At 36.4% G+C, this 19558-nt stretch carries 21 protein-coding genes; 14 read left to right on the forward strand and 7 right to left on the reverse strand.

Annotated features, from left to right (window positions below; all coding sequences use genetic code 11):
- Nucleotides 1-21: 21 nt before the first annotated feature.
- Nucleotides 22-567 carry a DUF4252 domain-containing protein gene (locus APB85_RS08105; protein ID WP_057481129.1) on the forward strand — a complete coding sequence of 182 codons (546 nt, stop codon included), beginning with the start codon at nucleotides 22-24 and terminating at the stop codon, nucleotides 565-567.
- A 60-nt stretch (nucleotides 568-627) separates the two neighbouring features.
- Here APB85_RS08105 and purB read toward each other — a convergent pair whose 3' ends face one another.
- On the reverse strand, nucleotides 628-1965 hold the full coding sequence (gene purB, locus APB85_RS08110; protein ID WP_057481130.1) for an adenylosuccinate lyase: 1338 nt from the start codon (nucleotides 1963-1965) through the stop codon (nucleotides 628-630).
- Nucleotides 1966-2063: 98 nt separating this feature from the next.
- Complete coding sequence (locus APB85_RS08115) at nucleotides 2064-2750, reverse strand: SIR2 family NAD-dependent protein deacylase (protein ID WP_057481131.1); 687 nt, start codon at nucleotides 2748-2750, stop codon at nucleotides 2064-2066.
- 207 nt (nucleotides 2751-2957) lie between these two features.
- On the opposite strand from APB85_RS08115, the gene APB85_RS08120 reads away from it, so the two are divergent.
- The 4 genes from APB85_RS08120 to APB85_RS08135 all read left to right on the forward strand — a co-directional run bounded on the left by APB85_RS08120 (nucleotide 2958) and on the right by APB85_RS08135 (nucleotide 7443).
- Nucleotides 2958-3809, forward strand: a complete 852-nt coding sequence (locus APB85_RS08120) for a CHRD domain-containing protein (RefSeq protein WP_057481132.1) — start codon at nucleotides 2958-2960, stop codon at nucleotides 3807-3809.
- Between the two features lie 256 nt (nucleotides 3810-4065).
- Complete coding sequence (locus APB85_RS17405; RefSeq protein WP_063870574.1) at nucleotides 4066-6033, forward strand: CHRD domain-containing protein; 1968 nt, start codon at nucleotides 4066-4068, stop codon at nucleotides 6031-6033.
- Between the two features lie 185 nt (nucleotides 6034-6218).
- Complete coding sequence (locus APB85_RS08130) at nucleotides 6219-6878, forward strand: TrmH family RNA methyltransferase (protein ID WP_057481133.1); 660 nt, start codon at nucleotides 6219-6221, stop codon at nucleotides 6876-6878.
- Nucleotides 6879-6900: 22 nt separating this feature from the next.
- Nucleotides 6901-7443, forward strand: coding sequence for an SRPBCC family protein (locus APB85_RS08135; protein ID WP_057481134.1), 543 nt, complete (start codon nucleotides 6901-6903; stop codon nucleotides 7441-7443).
- On the opposite strand, the gene APB85_RS08140 is transcribed toward APB85_RS08135, so the two are convergent.
- The 4 genes from APB85_RS08140 to rlmH form a co-directional block, all read right to left on the reverse strand.
- Nucleotides 7440-8195, reverse strand: coding sequence for a carboxypeptidase-like regulatory domain-containing protein (locus APB85_RS08140; RefSeq protein ID WP_057481135.1), 756 nt, complete (start codon nucleotides 8193-8195; stop codon nucleotides 7440-7442). The genes APB85_RS08135 and APB85_RS08140 overlap by 4 nt on opposite strands.
- 76 nt (nucleotides 8196-8271) lie before the next feature.
- A complete protein-coding gene (locus tag APB85_RS08145) occupies nucleotides 8272-10062 on the reverse strand; it encodes a DEAD/DEAH box helicase (protein ID WP_057481136.1) in 1791 nt (596 codons plus the stop codon).
- 63 nt (nucleotides 10063-10125) lie between these two features.
- Nucleotides 10126-10698 carry a non-canonical purine NTP diphosphatase gene (locus tag APB85_RS08150; protein WP_057481137.1) on the reverse strand — a complete coding sequence of 191 codons (573 nt, stop codon included), beginning with the start codon at nucleotides 10696-10698 and terminating at the stop codon, nucleotides 10126-10128.
- A 10-nt stretch (nucleotides 10699-10708) separates the two neighbouring features.
- The gene (gene rlmH, locus APB85_RS08155) at nucleotides 10709-11182 is read right to left on the reverse strand and encodes a 23S rRNA (pseudouridine(1915)-N(3))-methyltransferase RlmH (protein ID WP_057481138.1); all 474 of its coding nucleotides are present in this window, start codon (nucleotides 11180-11182) and stop codon (nucleotides 10709-10711) included.
- A gap of 51 nt (nucleotides 11183-11233) precedes the next feature.
- On the opposite strand from rlmH, the gene nadC reads away from it, so the two are divergent.
- The 5 genes from nadC (at nucleotide 11234) to priA (ending at nucleotide 16692) form a co-directional block, all read left to right on the forward strand.
- On the forward strand, nucleotides 11234-12091 hold the full coding sequence (nadC, locus tag APB85_RS08160; protein ID WP_057481139.1) for a carboxylating nicotinate-nucleotide diphosphorylase: 858 nt from the start codon (nucleotides 11234-11236) through the stop codon (nucleotides 12089-12091).
- Nucleotides 12092-12094: 3 nt separating this feature from the next.
- Nucleotides 12095-13015, forward strand: coding sequence for a YihY/virulence factor BrkB family protein (locus tag APB85_RS08165; protein ID WP_057481140.1), 921 nt, complete (start codon nucleotides 12095-12097; stop codon nucleotides 13013-13015).
- 26 nt (nucleotides 13016-13041) lie between these two features.
- Nucleotides 13042-13605 carry a chalcone isomerase family protein gene (locus APB85_RS08170; protein WP_057481141.1) on the forward strand — a complete coding sequence of 188 codons (564 nt, stop codon included), beginning with the start codon at nucleotides 13042-13044 and terminating at the stop codon, nucleotides 13603-13605.
- A gap of 11 nt (nucleotides 13606-13616) precedes the next feature.
- A complete protein-coding gene (locus tag APB85_RS08175) occupies nucleotides 13617-14054 on the forward strand; it encodes a DUF2147 domain-containing protein (protein WP_063870575.1) in 438 nt (145 codons plus the stop codon).
- A gap of 184 nt (nucleotides 14055-14238) precedes the next feature.
- Nucleotides 14239-16692 carry a replication restart helicase PriA gene (priA, locus tag APB85_RS08180; RefSeq protein WP_057481142.1) on the forward strand — a complete coding sequence of 818 codons (2454 nt, stop codon included), beginning with the start codon at nucleotides 14239-14241 and terminating at the stop codon, nucleotides 16690-16692.
- A 123-nt stretch (nucleotides 16693-16815) separates the two neighbouring features.
- On the opposite strand, the gene APB85_RS08185 is transcribed toward priA, so the two are convergent.
- Complete coding sequence (locus APB85_RS08185; RefSeq protein WP_057481166.1) at nucleotides 16816-17529, reverse strand: LytR/AlgR family response regulator transcription factor; 714 nt, start codon at nucleotides 17527-17529, stop codon at nucleotides 16816-16818.
- A 258-nt stretch (nucleotides 17530-17787) separates the two neighbouring features.
- Here APB85_RS08185 and rpsF point away from each other — a divergent pair, with 258 nt between their 5' ends.
- From rpsF to APB85_RS08205, 4 genes are all read left to right on the forward strand, one after another.
- Nucleotides 17788-18129: a 30S ribosomal protein S6 gene (rpsF, locus tag APB85_RS08190; protein WP_057481143.1), complete on the forward strand. Its 342-nt coding sequence runs from the start codon at nucleotides 17788-17790 to the stop codon at nucleotides 18127-18129.
- Between the two features lie 2 nt (nucleotides 18130-18131).
- Nucleotides 18132-18431: a 30S ribosomal protein S18 gene (gene rpsR / locus APB85_RS08195; protein WP_037314517.1), complete on the forward strand. Its 300-nt coding sequence runs from the start codon at nucleotides 18132-18134 to the stop codon at nucleotides 18429-18431.
- Between the two features lie 12 nt (nucleotides 18432-18443).
- On the forward strand, nucleotides 18444-18893 hold the full coding sequence (rplI, locus tag APB85_RS08200; RefSeq protein ID WP_057481144.1) for a 50S ribosomal protein L9: 450 nt from the start codon (nucleotides 18444-18446) through the stop codon (nucleotides 18891-18893).
- A 152-nt stretch (nucleotides 18894-19045) separates the two neighbouring features.
- On the forward strand, nucleotides 19046-19522 hold the full coding sequence (locus APB85_RS08205; RefSeq protein WP_057481145.1) for a DUF6495 family protein: 477 nt from the start codon (nucleotides 19046-19048) through the stop codon (nucleotides 19520-19522).
- The last annotated feature ends 36 nt before the right edge of the window (nucleotides 19523-19558 follow it).

A 19558-nucleotide genomic window follows, 5' to 3' on the forward strand; every position in this document is an offset into this window, starting at 1 on the left:
TAACATTAAAAATCAATAACCATGAAATCGATAAAAATATTAGGTTTAGCATTGGCCGCTTCTGCTTTTGTTTCTTGCGCCAGTGAACCAAGTTTACAGGAATACTATGTAGAAAATCAACAGGATAATAAGTTCATTGCAGTAGATGTGCCTACAAGTATGTTCACCAATGCTGAAGAGTTGAATGAGAACCAACGAGCCACGCTAAAAAGCGTGAAGAAAATAAATCTTTTGGCGTTACCTGTAAAAGAGAATAAGGAGGAATATGAAGCTGAAAAGACTAAATTATCAAGTATTCTAAAGGATGAAAAGTATCAGCTTTTAATGAAATACGGTTCAAATAATCGCAAAGCCGAAATTTATTTTACCGGAGATGAAGATGCGATAGATGAAATTATTGTGTACGGGTATGATGATGCTAAAGGAGTTGGAGTAGCTAGAGTTCTTGGAGAAGATATGAATCCGCAGAAATTAATGGAATTAATGAAATCGTTACAGAAAGGCGATGTAGATGTGGAAGGTTTAAAAGGAATTACCGGTATGTTTAGTGCCGAAATTGGAGAGTAGTTTATTAGTTGTAATTATTGAAGAGGTTGTTTGAAAATTTTCAAACAACCTCTTTTTAATTTATATCCCCGTATAATTTTGCGGGGTTATTTTTTTAAGTTCTCCTTTTACCGCTTCAGAAACCTCTAATGTTTCAATAAAATCGGCGATACTCTTTTTATTGATCTTTTCGTTAGTTCTGGTAAGACCTTTAAGTGTCTCATAAGGATTTTTAAATCCTTCACGGCGCAAAATAGTTTGAATTGCTTCAGCCACAACCGCCCAGTTAGCTTCAAGATCAGCATTCAGTTTTTCTTCATTCAGCAATAATTTGCCAAGACCTTTTAGGGTGCTTTTAAAAGCGATACTGGTGTGGCCCATAGGTACGCCAATATTTCTTAAAACCGTACTATCGGTAAGATCTCGCTGCAATCTACTAATAGGAAGTTTAGAAGATAGGTGCTCAAAAATAGCGTTGGCAATTCCTAAATTTCCTTCACTATTTTCAAAATCTATAGGATTCACTTTATGCGGCATAGCAGAAGAGCCTATTTCGCCTTTTTTAATTTTCTGCTTAAAATAATCCATAGAAACATAGGTCCAGATATCGCGATCCAGGTCTATTAGAATATTGTTGATTCTTTTTAAAGTATCAAACAAAGCAGCCATATGATCATAATGCTCAATTTGCGTAGTGGGGAAAGAATGGTGTAACCCCAATTTTTCCTGAACAAAATTAGTCCCGAATTCCTTCCAGTCTATATTTGGATAAGCGATTTTGTGAGCATTAAAATTTCCAGTTGCCCCGCCAAATTTAGCAGCGTGTGGCACTTTATTTAAAAGATCCAATTGTGATTCTAAACGAGTAATAAAAACTTCTATTTCCTTTCCCAATCGGGTAGGGGAAGCAGGTTGCCCATGAGTTCTTGCCAATAGTGGTACATTCGCCCAATCTTGAGAAAGTTGTGTAAGCTTGGCTATAATTTCTTCAATTTCCGGTAAGTATTCGGCTTCAATAGCATCTTTTAAGCTTAAAGGAACCGCAGTATTATTTATATCTTGAGAAGTAAGCCCAAAATGGATAAATTCTTTAGATTCTTCAAGTCCTAATTCATCAAACTTATTTTTCAGCAGATATTCTACCGCTTTTACATCGTGATTCGTTGTTTTTTCAATCTCTTTTACCGCCTGAGCATCTACAATTGTAAAATTCTTATAGATAGCACGTAAATAACTAAAAACAGAATGATCAATATCTTTAAGCTGTGGTAAGGGTAATTCGCAAAGAGCAATAAAATACTCAACTTCAACCTTTACTCTATACCTTATTAGCGCTTCTTCGCTAAAGTAAGCTGAAAGTTGTTTGGTTTTGGAATGATATCTTCCGTCTATAGGAGAAATGGCGGTTAGCGGTGTCATTTGTTTGGTTTAGAAATTAAAAGCCATAAAGATACTGCTTCTAGCCAATCTTTAAAACCACAGCGGCATTTCTTTTTCTCCTATTGCTTCTAAATTTTCTATGCAGAATTTATTAATTCATTTACCAGCTTGGGAACGCCAATGGAAGCTTTTTCAGCCATAATATGAAGATTTCCTTTCTCCTGAATATTGGGTTTAGGATCTATAAAATAAACCGGGATTCCCTGGGGTGCGAAATCTACCAGTCCTGCCGCTGGATATACTTGCATAGAGGTTCCAATAATCATCAGTATATCTGCTTCGGCAACAATTTCCATCGCTTTCTCAAACATAGGTACAGCTTCGCCAAACCAAACAACGTGTGGTCTAAGTTGATAATTAAATTCGCAGAAATCTCCGGGTTTTATATCTTGTTTCCAATCCAGCACAAGATTTTCATTAAAAGTGCTTCTGGCCTTCAATAGTTCGCCGTGCAAATGAGTAACCTTTGTACTGCCGGCCCTTTCGTGAAGATCATCTATATTCTGGGTAATTATTTCTACATCAAATTCTTTTTCAAGTTCAGCCAAGGCAGTATGCGCAGCATTAGGGTCTACCGTTAATAATTGCCGGCGACGTTGATTATAAAATTCTAAAACCCTTTTTTGATCTTTTTCCCAGCCAATAGGCGAAGCAATATCCATAACATCGTGGCCTTCCCAAAGGCCATCGGCATCACGAAAAGTTTTTATTCCACTTTCAGAGCTCATCCCGGCACCGGTTAATACAACGATTTTCTTCTGCATGTTTCGATCAATTTTTGAAAATGGTAAGGTAATGTTAATCTCAAATAATTAAAAATGTTAAACCCTTTTATCTATATCGCTGAAATTCAAAAGCGTGTCAAATAAGGCAAGTTAAAATATTCAAAACACATAAAATATCACGCAACCATTTACTGTTATTCGTATCTCTAAAGAGAATGATTAATAACCTAAAAATTAAAATTTGAAATGAAAAAATTAGCATTTGCTTTAATGATGGTCGCAGGATTCACAAGTTGTGATAGCGATGATGATGGTGTAGACACTCCAGATTTTGAAGGAGAAACAAAAGAGTACACACTAAATGAAATGAGTGACTCTGGCGTTAGCGGAACTGTTACCTTTATGGAAAATGAAGATGGAAGCGCTACCGTAGAATTTGATCTGGAAGGGACTCCAGACGATGGAATGCACCCAGCACATATTCATATGGGAACCGCTGCTGAAACTGGAGATATCGCTGTTACTTTTACTCCTATTGATGGAGCGACAGGGATGAGTACTACTGAAGTTTCGGCTTTAGATGATGGTACCGATATTACTTATGAAGAATTGGTTGCCTATGACGGGTATATCAATGTTCACTTAAGTGCTGACGAACTAGGTACTATTGTAGCCCAAACCGATATTGGAGAAAATGAACTTACCGGTGAGTCAGTAAGTTATGATCTTGAAGAAAGAGATATTTCTGGTGTAAGCGGTGTGGCTATTTTCGAAGAACGTGAAAATGGCGAAACTCTAGTAACCTTAGATCTTGAAGGAACTGAAGAAGGAGGGGAACACCCAGCTCACATTCACATGGGGTCTATAGAAGATGCTCCTGGAGCTATTGCAATTACTTTTACTCCTGTAAATGGAGTAACCGGTATGAGTATGACCAATGTTAGTATGACCGATGGTTCTGCTGATGCAGAAGGTGAAGCAATTACTTATACAGAATTGCTAACTTATGATGGTTACATAAATGTACACAAAAGTGCTGAAGAACTAGAGGTTCTTGCTGCACAGGGAAATATGGGAGCTAATGCTTCTGAAGAGTAATCTCTAACAATATTTCTTAGTTATTAAGCCCGGTATTAAGCCGGGCTTTTTTAGTTTTAGACTATCCCAGTTTTAAAATACTCTTTTTCTAAATTAAAGTAGCCAATGCATTTAACATTCTTTATGACTCCTTTTTAGAAAGCTTAACATCCGTTGCAAGTGGAGCCCTCGTATCTATAAGTAGATTGAGCATTGGAAGCAAAATTAAAATCTGTTTCCAGTCTCTAAATTTACTAATAACTAAAAATTAAAACTTATGAAGAAATTCTTACTCGCTATGTTTATAGCACTTCCATTTATGTTTATGAGCTGCAGTGGAGACGATGATGCAGTTGACCCCGATGGGGATGGTGATGACTTTCAAGGTGAAACAAAAAGCTTTGAACTTTACTCGGTTGCCGACCCTTCAATTTCAGGAACCGCTACCTTTATGGAAAATGAAGACAATAGTACTACTGTTGAAATTGAATTAAACGGCACTCCAGATGGAGGCATGCACCCGGCACATATTCATTATAATACCGCTGCCGAAGGTGGTGATATTGCGGTTTCTTTTGAACCTATAGATGGAGCTACCGGGATGAGTACCACTACTTTTTCCACTTTAGACGATGGAACAAATATTACATATACCGAAGCAATTAATTTTGACGGGTATATCAACGTGCATTTAAGTGCAGACGATCTTGGTACTTTAGTGGCACAGGGAGATATTGGAGAAAATGAGCTTACCGGAGAATCTAAAAACTATATGCTTGAAGAAAAAGCTGTAGAAGGAATTTCCGGAAATGTAATGTTTCAGGAAAGAGTAAACGGGGAAGCCCTGGCAACTATTATGCTAGATGGAACTCCAAATGATGGTGAACATCCGGCACATATCCATATGGGATCTGTAGCTGAGTCTCCGGGAGGTATAGCTTTTACCTTTACGCCGGTTAATGGGGCAACAGGAATGAGTAAAACCAATATAGCTACATTAGACGATGGTACCGCATTTATGTATAACGATGTACTTAGTTATGATGGTTATGTAAATGTACACCTAAGTGCAGATGAGCTTGGAACTCTTGTAGCTCAAAATGATATTGGCGCAAACGAACTTACCGGCGAAAGCAAAACTTACGAGCTAAATGAAAGAGCTGTAGAAGGAATTAGCGGAACTGTGATGTTTGAAGAAAGAATGAGTGGTGCTGCTCTAGCAACTATTATGTTAGATGGAACTCCAGAAGATGGAATGCACCCAGCACATATTCATATGGGATCGTTTGTAGAAGGTCCAGGAGATATTGCTTTTACTTTTAATCCAGTAAATGGAGCAACCGGAATGAGTATGACTCAGGTAGAAATGTTAGACGATGATACCGAATTTGGTTACGAAGAAGTACTAAATTATGACGGTTATGTTAATGTTCATCTAAGTGCAGAAGATTTAGCAACTGTGGTTGCTCAGGGCGATATTGGAGCAAATGAATTAACCGGTGAAAGCAAAACTTACGAATTAGGTGAGAAAGCTGTAGAAGGAATAAGTGGATCTGTGATGTTTGAAGAAAGAATGAGTGGGGAAGCTTTGGCTACTATTATGCTAGACGGAACACCGGCAGATGGTATGCATCCGGCTCATATTCATATGGGAACAGCTGCTGAAGGTCCTGGAGATATTGCCTTTACTTTTAATCCAGTAAATGGAGCAACCGGAATGAGTATGACTCACGTAGCTATGCTTGATGATGATACCGAATTTGGTTACGAAGATGTTTTAAATTATGACGGTTATGTAAACGTTCACCTAAGTGCAGACGATTTAGGAACTCTTGTAGCCCAGGGAGATATCGGGCAGAATGAATTGACCGGCGAATCAGCTTCTTATGATCTTGGAAGTGTAGATGTTGATGGCATTATGGGAACTGCAATGTTTGAAGAACGTGTAAATGGTGAAACTTTGGTGACTATTATGTTAGACGGAACTCCGGCTGATGGAATGCACCCGGCACATATTCACGTTGGCTCTGTTGCAGATGCTCCTGGAGATATCGCGATTACTTTAAATTCAGTTAACGGCGCTACCGGAATGAGCGCTACCAACGTTACTAAGTTTAACGGAGAAGATGGAGATATGATAGATTATAACGGCCTTCTGGAATATGACGGTTATATAAATGTGCATTTGAGCGCAGATGATCTAGAAACTCTTGTTGCCCAGGGAAATATTGGTTCTAATTCTTAGAATTTAATTTCTACCCTATTGTAATTAAAAATCCGGTCTCGATGAGGCCGGGTTTTTCTATTTAATATAGAATACTAATAATTTAAATATCAGAATTATAAGCTTATAGATTTTAAAAGATAAAAATCTTTAAATATTTCTTTTGAAAAAGCCCGACTTCGTGTTGGGTTTTATAATTTTAGCCTATGCAAAATAACAAGCTTTTGGCTCATCTTGAAACCTTTCTCACTCCAAGGCGTATCGCTTTGTTTGATAAGGTGATCGCGCAGCGAACCAATCATTTTACCGTGGCAACCCAAGACGTTTACCAGCTACATAATACCAGTGCTGTAATTAGAAGTTGCGAGGTTTTTGGGATTCAGAATATTCATGTGATAGAAGAGCGCAAACCTAAACGAATAGATAGAGAGATTGCGATGGGAGCCCAAAAATGGGTAGACGTAAATCGATATGCTACTTCAAAAGAATGCATTAAAGAATTAAAAGCGAAAGGTTATCAAATTGTGGCCACAACGCCCTATGGAGAAAGTACAGAACTCAAAGATTTTATTATTGAAAAACCTGCAGCTATCTTCTTCGGAACTGAAAAAGATGGATTAAGCAAGGAAATTCTGGATCAAGCCGACAGTAGAATTCAAATTCCCATGTTTGGTTTTACTGAAAGTCTTAATATTTCAGTTTCAGCAGCTATTATTTTACAGCACCTTACTTCGGAATTAAAAAGCAGTGAAATTAGCTGGGAACTTTCTGAAGATGAAAAGGAAACCCTTAAATATGAGTGGCTAAAAAAATGTATTAAAAATTCAGATTCAATAATATCACAATACAATTCAGAAAATCCTTAAATTAGTTGAATAATTTGCTCCAATGACCCTCTTTTTCTACCTACTTATTGCATTTATTACATTTATTGCTTTTCTACACGCCTGGGCTAAGAAAAGATATGATATTAGTCGAACGATGGTGATTAATGCTCCTCGTGATGTGGTGTTTAGCTATGTGAGACAATTAAGAAAACATCCCCTCTGGGTGCCCTGGTTTTCAAAATATCCAAAGACCGTTTTAAAACATAAAGGAGAAGATGGAAAGCTTGGCGCTGCTATTTATTGGAAAGGTGAAAATAAGGAAGTAGGGGAAGGCACTCAAAAGATTATAAAGGTAAAACATCCAAGAGTTTTTGAAACACGGGTGCTTTTTGTAAAACCGGTAAAAGTGAGTATGCTTACTTATTTTGCCGCTAAAGAATTGGAGCCCGGCAAGTCTAAAGTAGTTTGGGGAATAAGAGGAAATTTACCTTTCCCGCTTTCGGTAATGAGTCTTTTTTATAGCCCAGATAAATTATTGGGACAGGATATTGAAAAAGGACTGATTAACTTAAAAACCAGAATGGAGAATAAAGTGCAGGTTTAATTTCGTTGTAAAACCCGGTATTCTTCATAACATCCACTTAAAGCATCAAGAATTTGCAGATCATTTGCCGATCTTAAGAAGTCTTTAGAGTAGCTGCATCGCTGCAGGATTTCATTAAGTTCTACTTCATTTAATGGTAATAAGGCAATTAATGTTTCCCGGTCAAATTTATTTCTAAGCAGGTTTCTAATCTCATCGTCTTCTTTCATCTGCCTTAATTTTCGCATCTGTCTCGGTTTTTTTCCGAAAATATTATGCATCAAATCGGCGGGATTAAATATTGCGCCTAAAGTTCGGGAAACCGCACTGGCAGAATTATCTCCACCTTCGTAACCGGCATTTAAGCCTGAAATACTATAGCGATTATTCTCATAAATAGGAATGTTCCTGGCATCGATCTCCAAATATCCGGTAAGCGTAACCGGCTTTAAAACCACTTCTTCCAAAGCAATTCCTAACTCGGTCATTTTTACTTTTACACTCCCATACTTAAGCCAGTCGTTTGTTACCCTAACTTTAATAGGTCTAAACCCAAGGTAAGAGAAATATAGGGTATCGTTAACGGTGGCCTGTAATTTAAAACTTCCATCTTCTTCACTAACGGCGCCCTTAACCTGGTTGAGGTTCACAATATGAACTTTCTCAATAGGTTTATCGTCGGCAGCGTTCATAACGGTTCCCGATACAACATCCTGTGAAAATGCCTGAAAAGCTAAAAAAAGTAGTAAAAAGGTAAAAAGGAATTTTTTCATAACAATTGGCGCCTAAATTATAAAATACTTATAAAAAATAATGCCATACTTTAAAATTTAGGCGCCAGATGTAGTTTTAATTTTTGTTGCGTCTTCTTTTAATAGAGCTCTCAATGTTTTTGCTTCGGTTTCCAGATTTTTTTCCTTTTCCAGAACCGCCTTTAAAATCGTCTGAGCGTCTGCGACCACCACCTTTAAAATCAGGTTTTTTGCCGCCTTTGTTGAATTTCCCGCCTTTTCGGCCTCCGCCACCGCCGCCGCGTTTTCCACGTCCGCCGGTATCAGTAGTTTCTTCAACATTAATAAATCTACCCTGGTGTTTAAAGTCTTTGAAAGTACTTAAAACAGTCTCGGCATTTTTAGTATCAGTATTAAAGAAAGAGAAGCTGTCCTTAACGTCAACTTTATAAACATCGTCACGTCCAAGATCTAAAGTAGCCTTAAGGAAATCTTTTAGGCTCATCCAGTCAAAATCATCTTTAGCGCCAACATTTATAAAGTAACGCGTAGAGTCTCCAGAACCACCTCCATCTGCAGGAGCTGAGGGAGAACTTAAGCCTTCAGAATTTTTGTAATAATTGAAGAAACGAGTAAATTCTACAGAAAAGAACTTCTTAATAAGCTCTTCTTTGGTAAAATCTTCTAAAACTTCGTTGATGCTCGGTAAATAAGCATCTATCTCGTGATTAATCTTAGTTTCCTTTATATCATTTGCTAAGTGGAACAGCTGTACGCGGCAAATTTCCATTCCGTCCGGAATATCTTTTTGCTCAAATTTTTGCTGAATTATGCGCTCAATACTTTTTATTTTACGCATTTCACTTTTGGTAACAATTACCATAGAAACTCCGCTCTTTCCTGCACGACCTGTACGGCCACTACGGTGAGTATAAGTTTCAATTTCATCGGGTAGCTGGTAGTTGATTACGTGTGTAATATCATCTACGTCAATTCCACGAGCAGCAACATCTGTTGCCACTAACATTTGAATTTGCTTGCTTCTAAAGCTTTTCATCACCAAATCTCTTTGGTTTTGGCTTAGATCCCCGTGTAAAGCTGCGGCGCTATAACCGTCTTCAATAAGCTTTTCAGCTACTTTTTGAGTATCTCTTTTTGTTCGGCAAAAAATTACCGAAAAGATATCTGGATTAGCATCTGCCAGTCTTTTTAAAGCTTCGTAACGTTGTCTCGAATTAACTAAGTAATACTCGTGAGAAACATTAGAAGTTCCCTGGTTTTTAGATCCTACAGTAATTTCTATAGGAGTACGCATAAATTTCTGGGCGATAGTTGCAACCTCTTTAGGCATAGTTGCAGAAAATAACCAGGTATGCTTTTCTTTTGGGGTATGAGAAAGAATTGCTTTAATGTCTTCAAAGAAGCCCATATTTAGCATCTCATCTGCTTCATCTAAAACACAATATTCTATTTTAGAAATATCTACCAGATTACGATTAATCATATCCTGCATACGTCCGGGAGTGGCAACAATTATTTGCGCTCCTCGTTCAATTTGTCTGGCCTGGTCTGTAATGCTTGCGCCACCATAAATAGCAACAGGATTAAGACCTTTTTCGAATTTTGAGTAATTCTTTAGTTCATTGGTAATTTGCAGGCAAAGTTCACGTGTTGGTGAAAGAATTAATGCCTGGGTATGTTTTTTACTTACGTTTATTTTCTGGATAAGCGGGAATCCAAAAGCAGCTGTCTTTCCTGTACCGGTTTGGGCTAATGCCACCATATCGGTATCTTCATTTAGTAAAACAGGAATCGCTTTTTCCTGTATCTCACTCGGGCTTGTAAAACCCATATCTTCGACTGCTTTAAGAATAGAAGGGTTTAAACCTAATTGTTCAAATTTGTTCATATAAAAAATTAAATAAGCGGCAAAGGTACGGCTTAGATAGCAATATATGCCTATCTACTTCTTTTATTTTGAAAGATAGGCGATTAGCTTCTTAAAGGCTATTCCGCGATGGCTAATTTCAGATTTTTCGCTCAAGCTCATTTCAGCAAATGTCTCCTTGAAACCTTCTGGAACAAATATTGGATCGTAACCAAACCCCTGATCGCCACGTTTTTCCTTTATAATTTTTCCTTTGCAAATTCCTGTAAAAAGATTTTGATTGTCGTTTAAGTTTAGAGCGATGGCCGTTTTAAACTGTGCATTTCTATTTTCTTTGCCATCTAAGTTCTTTAATAATTTAGTGACATTAGAATCATCATTTTTATCATCCCCGGCATAGCGGGCAGATAAAACACCCGGCTCACCATTTAAGGCCTCTACTTCTAAACCGGTATCATCGGCAAAACAATCGTAACCGTAACGATGCCTAACGTGCTCGGCTTTTAAAATAGCATTGCCTTCTATAGTGTTTGCAGTTTCGGGAATTTCCTCATTGCAGCCAATATCATCTAATGATAAAAGTTTAATGTAATGCGGCAAAAGCGCCTTTATTTCAATTAGTTTGTTCTTATTATGAGTGGCGAATACAAGTTCCATAGCGTAATTTTTATCGGTGGTGATAGGGTTCGTTTTTTAAAATAGTAAAGGCGCGGTAAAGCTGTTCGGTAAAGAAAAGTCTTACCATTTGGTGGGAGAAAGTCATTTGTGAGAGTGCCACTTTAGAATCGGCTCTTTGGTAAACTGCTTCCGAAAATCCGTAAGGCCCGCCAATTACAAAAATAAGTTGCTTAAGCCCACTGTTTAATCTCTTTTGAATGTATGCTGAAAATTTTTCTGAAGAAAACTCTTTTCCGTTTTCATCTAAAAGTACCAGAAAATCTGAATTCTGCACTTTAGCAAGGATCAATTCTCCTTCTTTTTCTTTTTGCTGATTTTCATCCAGGCTTTTAGTCTTTTTAAGATCTGGAATAATATCAATTTCAAATTTATTGTAAAACTGAAGGCGTTTTTTATAGACTTCAATAAGTTGCTTAAGCTCCCGGTTATCGGTCTTTCCTATACAGAGTAATTTTATGGTCATTCGGTAGATTTTACACAGACTTTGCTACATTTACAAAAATAAGTATTGCAAATGATCTCAAAAGCACAATTTGAAAAAGAAATAGATCTTATTATCGAAAACGCCATTCGAGAAGATGTGGGGAGTGGTGACCACAGTTCGCTAGCTTGTATTCCTGCTGAAGCGAAAGGGAAAGCGAAACTCCTGGTAAAGGATAAGGGCATTTTAGCCGGAGTGGATTTTGCCTTGCAGGTTTTTGGATATGTAGACCCAAATTTAAAAATTGAAGTTTTAATTAAGGATGGGAGAACAATAGAAAGGGGAGATATCGCTTTTTATGTTGAAGGTAGTTCACAATCTATATTAAAAGCGGAAAGGCTGGTTTTGAATGCCATGCAAAGAATGAGTGCCATTGCCACTAAAACCAACACTTTTGTTCAAAAATTAGAGGGTACTAACACCAAAATTCTTGATACCAGGAAAACCACACCCGGGATTAGGGCTTTAGAGAAATGGGCGGTAAAAATTGGAGGAGGAGAAAACCATAGATTTGCTTTATATGATATGGTAATGCTTAAAGATAATCATATAGATTTTGCCGGCGGAATTACCAAAGCAATCAATAAAACCAAAGATTACCTTAAAGCTAACCAACTTGATCTTAAAATAATTGTTGAGGCGAGAAATTTAAAGGAAATTGAGGAAATTCTGGAAAGTGAAGGTGTTTATCGTATTTTAATAGATAACTTTAATTATGAAGATACCCGGCAGGCGGTAAAACTTATTAATGGTAAATGCTTAACTGAATCTAGCGGAGGAATAACTCTGGATACCGCTAGGAAATATGCAGAATGTGGTGTAGATTATATTTCCAGTGGTGCTTTAACGCACTCTGTTTATAATTTAGACCTCAGTCTAAAAGCAATATAATGTATGGCGCCCAAAAAAGCCCTTCTATCAAAAATAGAACAATTTTCAAATTGGTGGGAAAATAAAACCAAGGGGATAATTTTGCCCGGCTTTGATGGTTTATCGCTTTACGATCTTTGGGAAATATATTCTGGCGGAATTATAAAAGGGACTTTCTCAACCAGGGCAAGCGCTATTGCGTTTAGTTTTTTTATGGCGCTGTTTCCTTTTTTGCTGTTTATGCTTAACTTAATTCCTTACATCAACTTTATAGACGATTTTCAGTTGCAGTTCCTGGTTTTTATGGATTCTTTGCTGCCGCCAAATACCTCAGATTTTTTTAATGATATTTTTCTGGATATTGCTAATACCCCTCGTGGGGGCTTGCTCTCCTTAGCATTTATTGTTTCTATTTTTTTAATGACTAATGGAATAAATGCCATCTTTACCGGTTTTGAATTCTCTTATCATACCAATGCAAATAGATCTATTGTAAGACAATACCTTGTTGCGGTTGGAGTTTCACTTATTATGGCCTTACTTTTACTGCTTACGGTGATTCTTGCGGTTTACCTAACCTACGCAGTAAATGATTTTAATGAGCTGGGATTAGGATTCAATGATCTTAGTGCATCTTTTGTAAAATATTTGGTATTTATTTTGCTAATTTATACCGCTGTTGCCACTTTATATTATTTTGGCACTAAAGAAGCACGGCAAGCCCGTTTCTTCTCTATTGGGGCTTCTTTTACCACTTTATTAATTGTCATCTTTACCTACTTGTTTGGTTTGTATATAGAAAATTTTTCTACCTATAATGAGCTTTATGGCTCGATTGGTGCATTACTAATATTAATGGTGTATATCTGGTTAAATTCTAATATATTGCTCCTGGGATTTGAATTAAATGCATCTTTAATAAAAATGAAGAAAAAAATTAAATAACTTAACAAACTAAAACCACATTAAACATGAAAAAATTATTAGTACTTTTTGTTGCCGTTTTTGGCTTAAACTTAACTTCAGCACAAACCGAAATTGGTGGTGCCACATTACCAAATACTGTAGAATATGGTTCTGAAAAACTAACACTTAACGGAGCCGGAGTAAGAGAGAAATTCTGGATGGATATGTATGCCGGCGGACTTTACCTCAAAAACAAATCGGGAGATGCTACCGAAATAATGAATAAAGATGAAGCCATGGCACTCAAATTGCACATAGTTTCAAAAATGATTACCAGTGAACGAATGATGGATGCGGTAAATGAAGGTTTTGAAAATGCTACCGGTGGAAATACAGCACCTATTCAAGCCGAAATCAAGAAATTTATCAGCTTTTTTGAAGATGAAATCAATAAAGGAGATATTTTTGACCTTGTTTACCTGCCAGAAAGAGGTTCGGTAATTTATAAAAATGGAAAAGAAAGTGGTGCTATCCAGGGAATGGAGTTTAAAAAAGCTTTGTTTGGGATATGGCTTTCTGATGAACCAGCAGATGATGACCTTAAAGAGGGAATGCTGGGTAAACAATAAAATTTTAAATAATGAAAATTAAATTTAACTTACTAAACCTATTAATTTTTGGATCTATCCTGATTTCTTCAGGACTGCAGGCCCAGGAAGTTTTTGGGAAATGGAAAGTAGTTAATGATGCCGGTCGTGTAAATTCTATTGTAGAAATTTATGAAAAAGATAATGCTGTTCATGGTAAAGTAATAAGAATTACCAAAGAAGAACACCGTGATCGTAAATGCACTGAATGCCCGGGAAAACTTAAAAATCAGCCTATAGAAGGTCTAAACGTTATTCGGGATTTTAAAAAAGAAGATGACGAATATGTAGATGGTACTTTAATTGACCCAAAATCTGGAAAAGAGTATAAAGGGAAAATTTGGGTTGACGAGGAACACCCTGATAAGCTTAACGTTCGCGGATATATCGCTTTTTTCTATAAAACTAAAGTTTGGGAACGCGCCGAATAAATTTTCTAAGAAATTAAATAGATTAAAAACCATTCTTTTTTAAGGATGGTTTTTATTTTTGAATAAACTTACTTTACTCGATAATCGAGATTAAATGCATCTTGAGCTTACTCCGAAGTTTACTGGGTAAGATTTAAAAATGCGAGTATTGCAGCAAAATATTTAGAAATTCTCAACTTTAAATATGCCCTATTTTATAGATGTTATTTTACCATTACCGCTGCAAAAGCGTTTTACTTACGCTATAACTGAGGCAGAGGCTAATTTTTTAGAAGAAGGGATGCGGGTAGCTGTACCATTCGGTAAATCTAAAGTTTATACCGCAATTATGGCTGCAATTCATCAAAATCCACCACAGGTTTACGAAGCTAAACCTATAAACCAGATTTTAGATAAAAACCCTTTAGTTACAAAACATCAATTAAAATTTTGGGCCTGGATAGCGTCCTATTATATGTGTGCTGAAGGAGATGTGCTAAAGGCAGCACTGCCCGGTGCTTTTTTATTGGAAAGCGAAAGCATTGTAGAGCTTAAAAAAGATGCAAATGTTGAGGAAGCGGAAGTAGGAGATGAAGAATACCTGGTGATAGAAGCTTTACAGCGACAGTCTTCAGTAAAGATCCAGGAGGTTATGAAAATTCTGGATAAAAAAACTGTATTACCTATTATTAATGCACTGGTGCAAAAGGAATTGGTAGTGCTTAACCAGGAGATTTATGAGCAATATAAGCCGAAGAAAATACGCTTTGTTAGGTTAAACCCTGATTATGACAATGAAGCCAGGATGCATCAACTTTTAGATGATTTAGAAAAGGCACCAAAGCAAAAAGAAGCTTTATTAAGTTTTTTCAGCATAAAAGCGCAGCATAAGAAACCTTTAAAAGTAAAAGATCTAAGCGATAAATCGGGAGTTTCAGCAGCTATTATTAAAAGCCTTATCAAAAAGAAAATTCTCGAGGAATTTTATGAAAAGACCGATAGGGTAACTTTTTCTGGTGAATCTTCTCAAACGGGAATTCAGTTAAGTGAAATTCAACAGAAAGCTTTTTCAGAAATAGAAGACGGCTTACAGGATCAGGATGTTTGCTTGTTTCACGGCATTACTTCTTCAGGAAAAACAGAGATTTATATAAAACTGATAGAAAAAGTTATTGCAAACGGCCAGCAGGCACTTTATGTTTTGCCAGAAATCGCGTTAACTACCCAGTTAATTGAACGTTTAAGAGCTTATTTTGGTGATAAAGTTTTGGTTTATCACAGTAAATATTCGATAAACGAAAGGGTAGAGGTTTACCGGCATATTTTAGAAGATTCTGAAAAAGCCCGAATTGTAATAGGTGCACGTTCTTCAATATTTTTGCCCTTTGCTAATTTAGGTCTGGTGGTGGTAGATGAAGAGCATGAAACTTCGTTTAAACAATTTGATCCGGCACCTCGCTATCACGCGCGAGACGCTGCGGTAGTTCTGGCCAATTTATTTAAAGCTAAAACCATTTTAGGTTCGGCGACTCCTTCATTAGAATCCTATTTTAATGCCCAACATCATAAATATGCTTTTGTAGAATTAAACCGAAGATATGGCAATGTTTTGGAGCCCGAAATTGAAATTGTTGACATAAAAACCAAGTATAAGAAGAAGGAGATGAAAGGGCATTTTTCTGATAGAATGCTCGCTGAAATTAAAGAAACGCTGGATGTTGGAGAGCAGGTGATCTTATTTCAAAATCGCAGAGGATTTTCCCCGGTACTGGAGTGTAATACTTGCGGACATTCTCCGCAATGTCCTAATTGTGATGTAAGTTTAACTTATCATAGCCATAACAACCAGTTGCGTTGTCATTACTGTGGTTATCATATTGCAATGCAAAAAAAATGTATGGCTTGCGACAGTCCCGAAATTACCACTAAAGGTTTTGGAACCGAGCAAATTGAAACCGAGTTAAAAGCTATTTTTCCAGATTATAAAACCGCCAGAATGGATCAGGATACTACTCGCGGAAAATATGCTTACGAAAAATTGATCACTGCATTTGAGCAACAGGAAATTGATATTTTGATTGGTACGCAAATGCTTACTAAAGGGCTTGATTTTAGAAAAGTAAACCTGGTAGGAATAATGAATGCCGATAATTTATTGAATTTCCCCGATTTTAGAGCGCACGAACGCAGTTTTCAATTGATGCTTCAAGTGGCCGGTAGGGCAGGGAGGACAAAAAAACGAGGAAAAGTCTTGATTCAAAGCTACAACCCGCATCACCAGATCATTCAACAGGTTTCTATGGGAGATTATGCCGGGATGTATAAAGATCAGTTAGAAGAACGCTATAATTATAAGTATCCCCCATTTTATCGATTAATTAGAATTACATTAAAATGCCGGGATTACTCTAAAACCAATGAGGGTGCTGACTGGTTAGCAGCCGGAATGAAAAACGTTTTTAAGGAAAATGTGTTGGGGCCTGAATTTCCGCCAGTTGCCCGTATTAGAAATGAATATCATAAGAATATTTTGCTTAAAATTCCGCAACAGCAATCATTAGGAAAGACCAAAAAAATACTTCAACGTATTATGGAAAGCTTTAAAGCTATTGGAGCTTTTAGGAGTATAAAAGTGGTGATCAATGTAGATCCTATTTAAAAATCAGACTGGCTTTTTTAGAATGTCATCCTGAACTTGTTTCAGGGTCTATTGAGGTAATAAATTAAAACCTAAAAATAGTTCAGGTTTATGATAGTATAATAGAATGTAAGTAATTAGAATTTACTGAATAGCACTTAAAGCTTCAACCAGATTAGTTTTCTTATGGCGACTAAGTGGTAATTTTTGCTTATCGATCTCAATGTTCTTAGAGTTGTATCGCTCAATCTTATCTAGGTTTACAATATAGGATTTATGCGTTCTAAGAAACTTATCATTGGGTAATTGCTCTTCAAAAGACTTCATAGTGGCAAGGACTACAAAGTTTTCTTTTTCAGTTACAAATTTCACATAATCACCTAAGGCCTGGATATACTTTAATTTATTTAGAAAGACCTTTCTATTCTTTAGGTTACTTTTTACAAAAATATAGTCTTCATCTTCCGGAGCCGCGGCAATTTGATGTTTTAGTTTATAGAGGTTTATGGCTTTATTTACTGCGTTATTAAAGCGCTCTTTAGTTACCGGCTTATGAATATAATCTACCGCATCATAATCAAAAGCTTTAAACGCATATTGAGTTTTCCCGGTTACAAAGATAATTTGTGGTTTATTTGGAAGATCGTCTAAAAGTTCAAAACCTGTTAGAACAGGCATTTCTATATCCAGAAATATTAAATCGATCTCATTATCGAGGAGGCCATTTTTAGTTTCAATAGCATTATTATACTCTGCAACAAGCTTTAGGTTCGCATGGTCTCTAATTAACTTGACGATAGATAATCGTTGTAAGCTAGAATCGTCAACAACAATACATTTGAGTAAAATTTCTTCCACGGTAGTTAGGTTAAGTAATAACAATATTAAACATAAAATATCATAATTACAAGATAAACTTTACATTCGTCGGATTAATTTGAACTTTATCCTCCACTAAATAATTGAGTTTTATACATTTTTTTACTAATGTCGAAATTTTTGATCTGCAGCGAAAAATACTTAATTATTAAGTATAAAAGTTCCTTCACTTTTATGCTTTGAAAATAGAAATAATTGAGCTACTTTTGCACTCAATTTAATTTAAAGTAAATTTTTATGAACACTTATGAAACTGTTTTCATCTTGAATCCCGTTTTATCTGATGAACAGATAAAGGAGACAGTTCAGAAATACGAAGAATTTCTTGTTTCTAAAGGGGCCGAGATGGTATCGAAAGAAGATTGGGGGCTTAGAAAATTAGCCTACCCAGTTCAACACAAAAAGAGCGGGTTTTACCACCTGTTTGAATTCAAAGCTCCAGGAGAGGCTATAGAGCCGTTGGAACTTGCTTTTAGAAGAGACGAGCGCATGATGCGTTACCTAACTGTGAAGTTAGATAAACACGCGATCGAATGGGCCGAGAAGAGAAGAAATAGAAGACAACAAGAAAAAGCGTAAGTATGGCTACATCTATTGAACAACAAGCAAAAGGAAAAAAAGACGGAGAGATCAGGTATCTTACTCCTCTTAATATAGAGACCAGCAAAACCAAAAAGTATTGCCGTTTTAAAAGGTCTGGAATTAAGTATGTAGATTACAAAGATCCAGATTGGTTAATGAGTTTCGTAAACGAACAGGGAAAATTATTGCCTCGCCGTCTAACCGGAACTTCTTTAAAGTACCAAAGAAAAGTGGCTGTTGCTGTAAAAAGAGCGCGTCACCTTGCGTTAATGCCATATGTTGGTGATTTACTAAAATAAAAAGAGGCAATTATGGAATTGATACTTAGACAAGACGTAGATAATTTAGGTTTTAAAGATGATGTTGTAAACGTAAAAAATGGTTATGGCAGAAACTATCTTATTCCTCAGGGATATGCACATCTTGCAACTCCTTCGGCTAAAAAAGTTTTAGCTGAAACCCTGAAGCAAAGAGCCTATAAAGAACAAAAACATATCGATGAAGCTAAGAAGCAGGCAGAAAAACTTAATAACGTAGAGATTAAGTTAACTGCTAAAGCTGGTGCTGGAGACAAATTATTTGGATCTATCACTAATGGTGATTTAGCTGAAGCTTTCGCAAAAGAAGGAATCCAAATCGAAAAGAAATTTATTAGCATCGCAGGTGGTAACATCAAAAGATTAGGACAGTACGAAGCAACTTTACGTTTTCACCGTGAAGTAGTGACTACTTACAACTTTGATGTAGTATCTGAAGCTTAATATAATTTATTATAAAGTTAAAAGCCCGCTCCAGTAGTGGGCTTTTCTTATTTTAGTGAGACCCTGATTTATAAATAGCGAAGCTATGCAATAAATTAGTAGGTCAAACTAATCCCGACGCAATTCGGGAACTCTTTTAATTTTTATTGAAAATGAAATATTCCAGATTAACCAAAGAACAGTTTGAAGAAATGAAGCAGGAATTTATTAATTTCCTAGCTTCGCAATCTATTACTGCTGATGAATGGGAGAAAATAAAAAAAGAGCAACCAAAAGCGGCAGAGCAGGAGCTTGATGTTTTTAGTGATCTTATTTGGGAAGGCGTTCTAAATAAAGTGGAATACCTGGAACATTTTTCTGCCAATCAAATTTACCTTTTTCATATTACCGAAGTCACAATCCATCTTATTGCTATCAAAATTGAACATGAAGGCGTAGATCTAACCACAAGAAAAGGTTACAGCTGGCTACAAACTAATTTGCTAGACGAATCTGTAAATATTTATACCTCTTCTAAAGCCCTAAGTGAAGATAGAAATAAAGATATTTTTGCGCTTATAAAGCAAGGTGCAAATATTACTAAAGGAGAGCTTTATCGCTATTTCGATAATATGGTTGAAAGTAAATAAGATTATAATAGGTCTCTGGGAATTAGCTGAATTAAT

This window comes from Salegentibacter mishustinae (genome assembly GCF_002900095.1).
Lineage (GTDB): Bacteria > Bacteroidota > Bacteroidia > Flavobacteriales > Flavobacteriaceae > Salegentibacter > Salegentibacter mishustinae.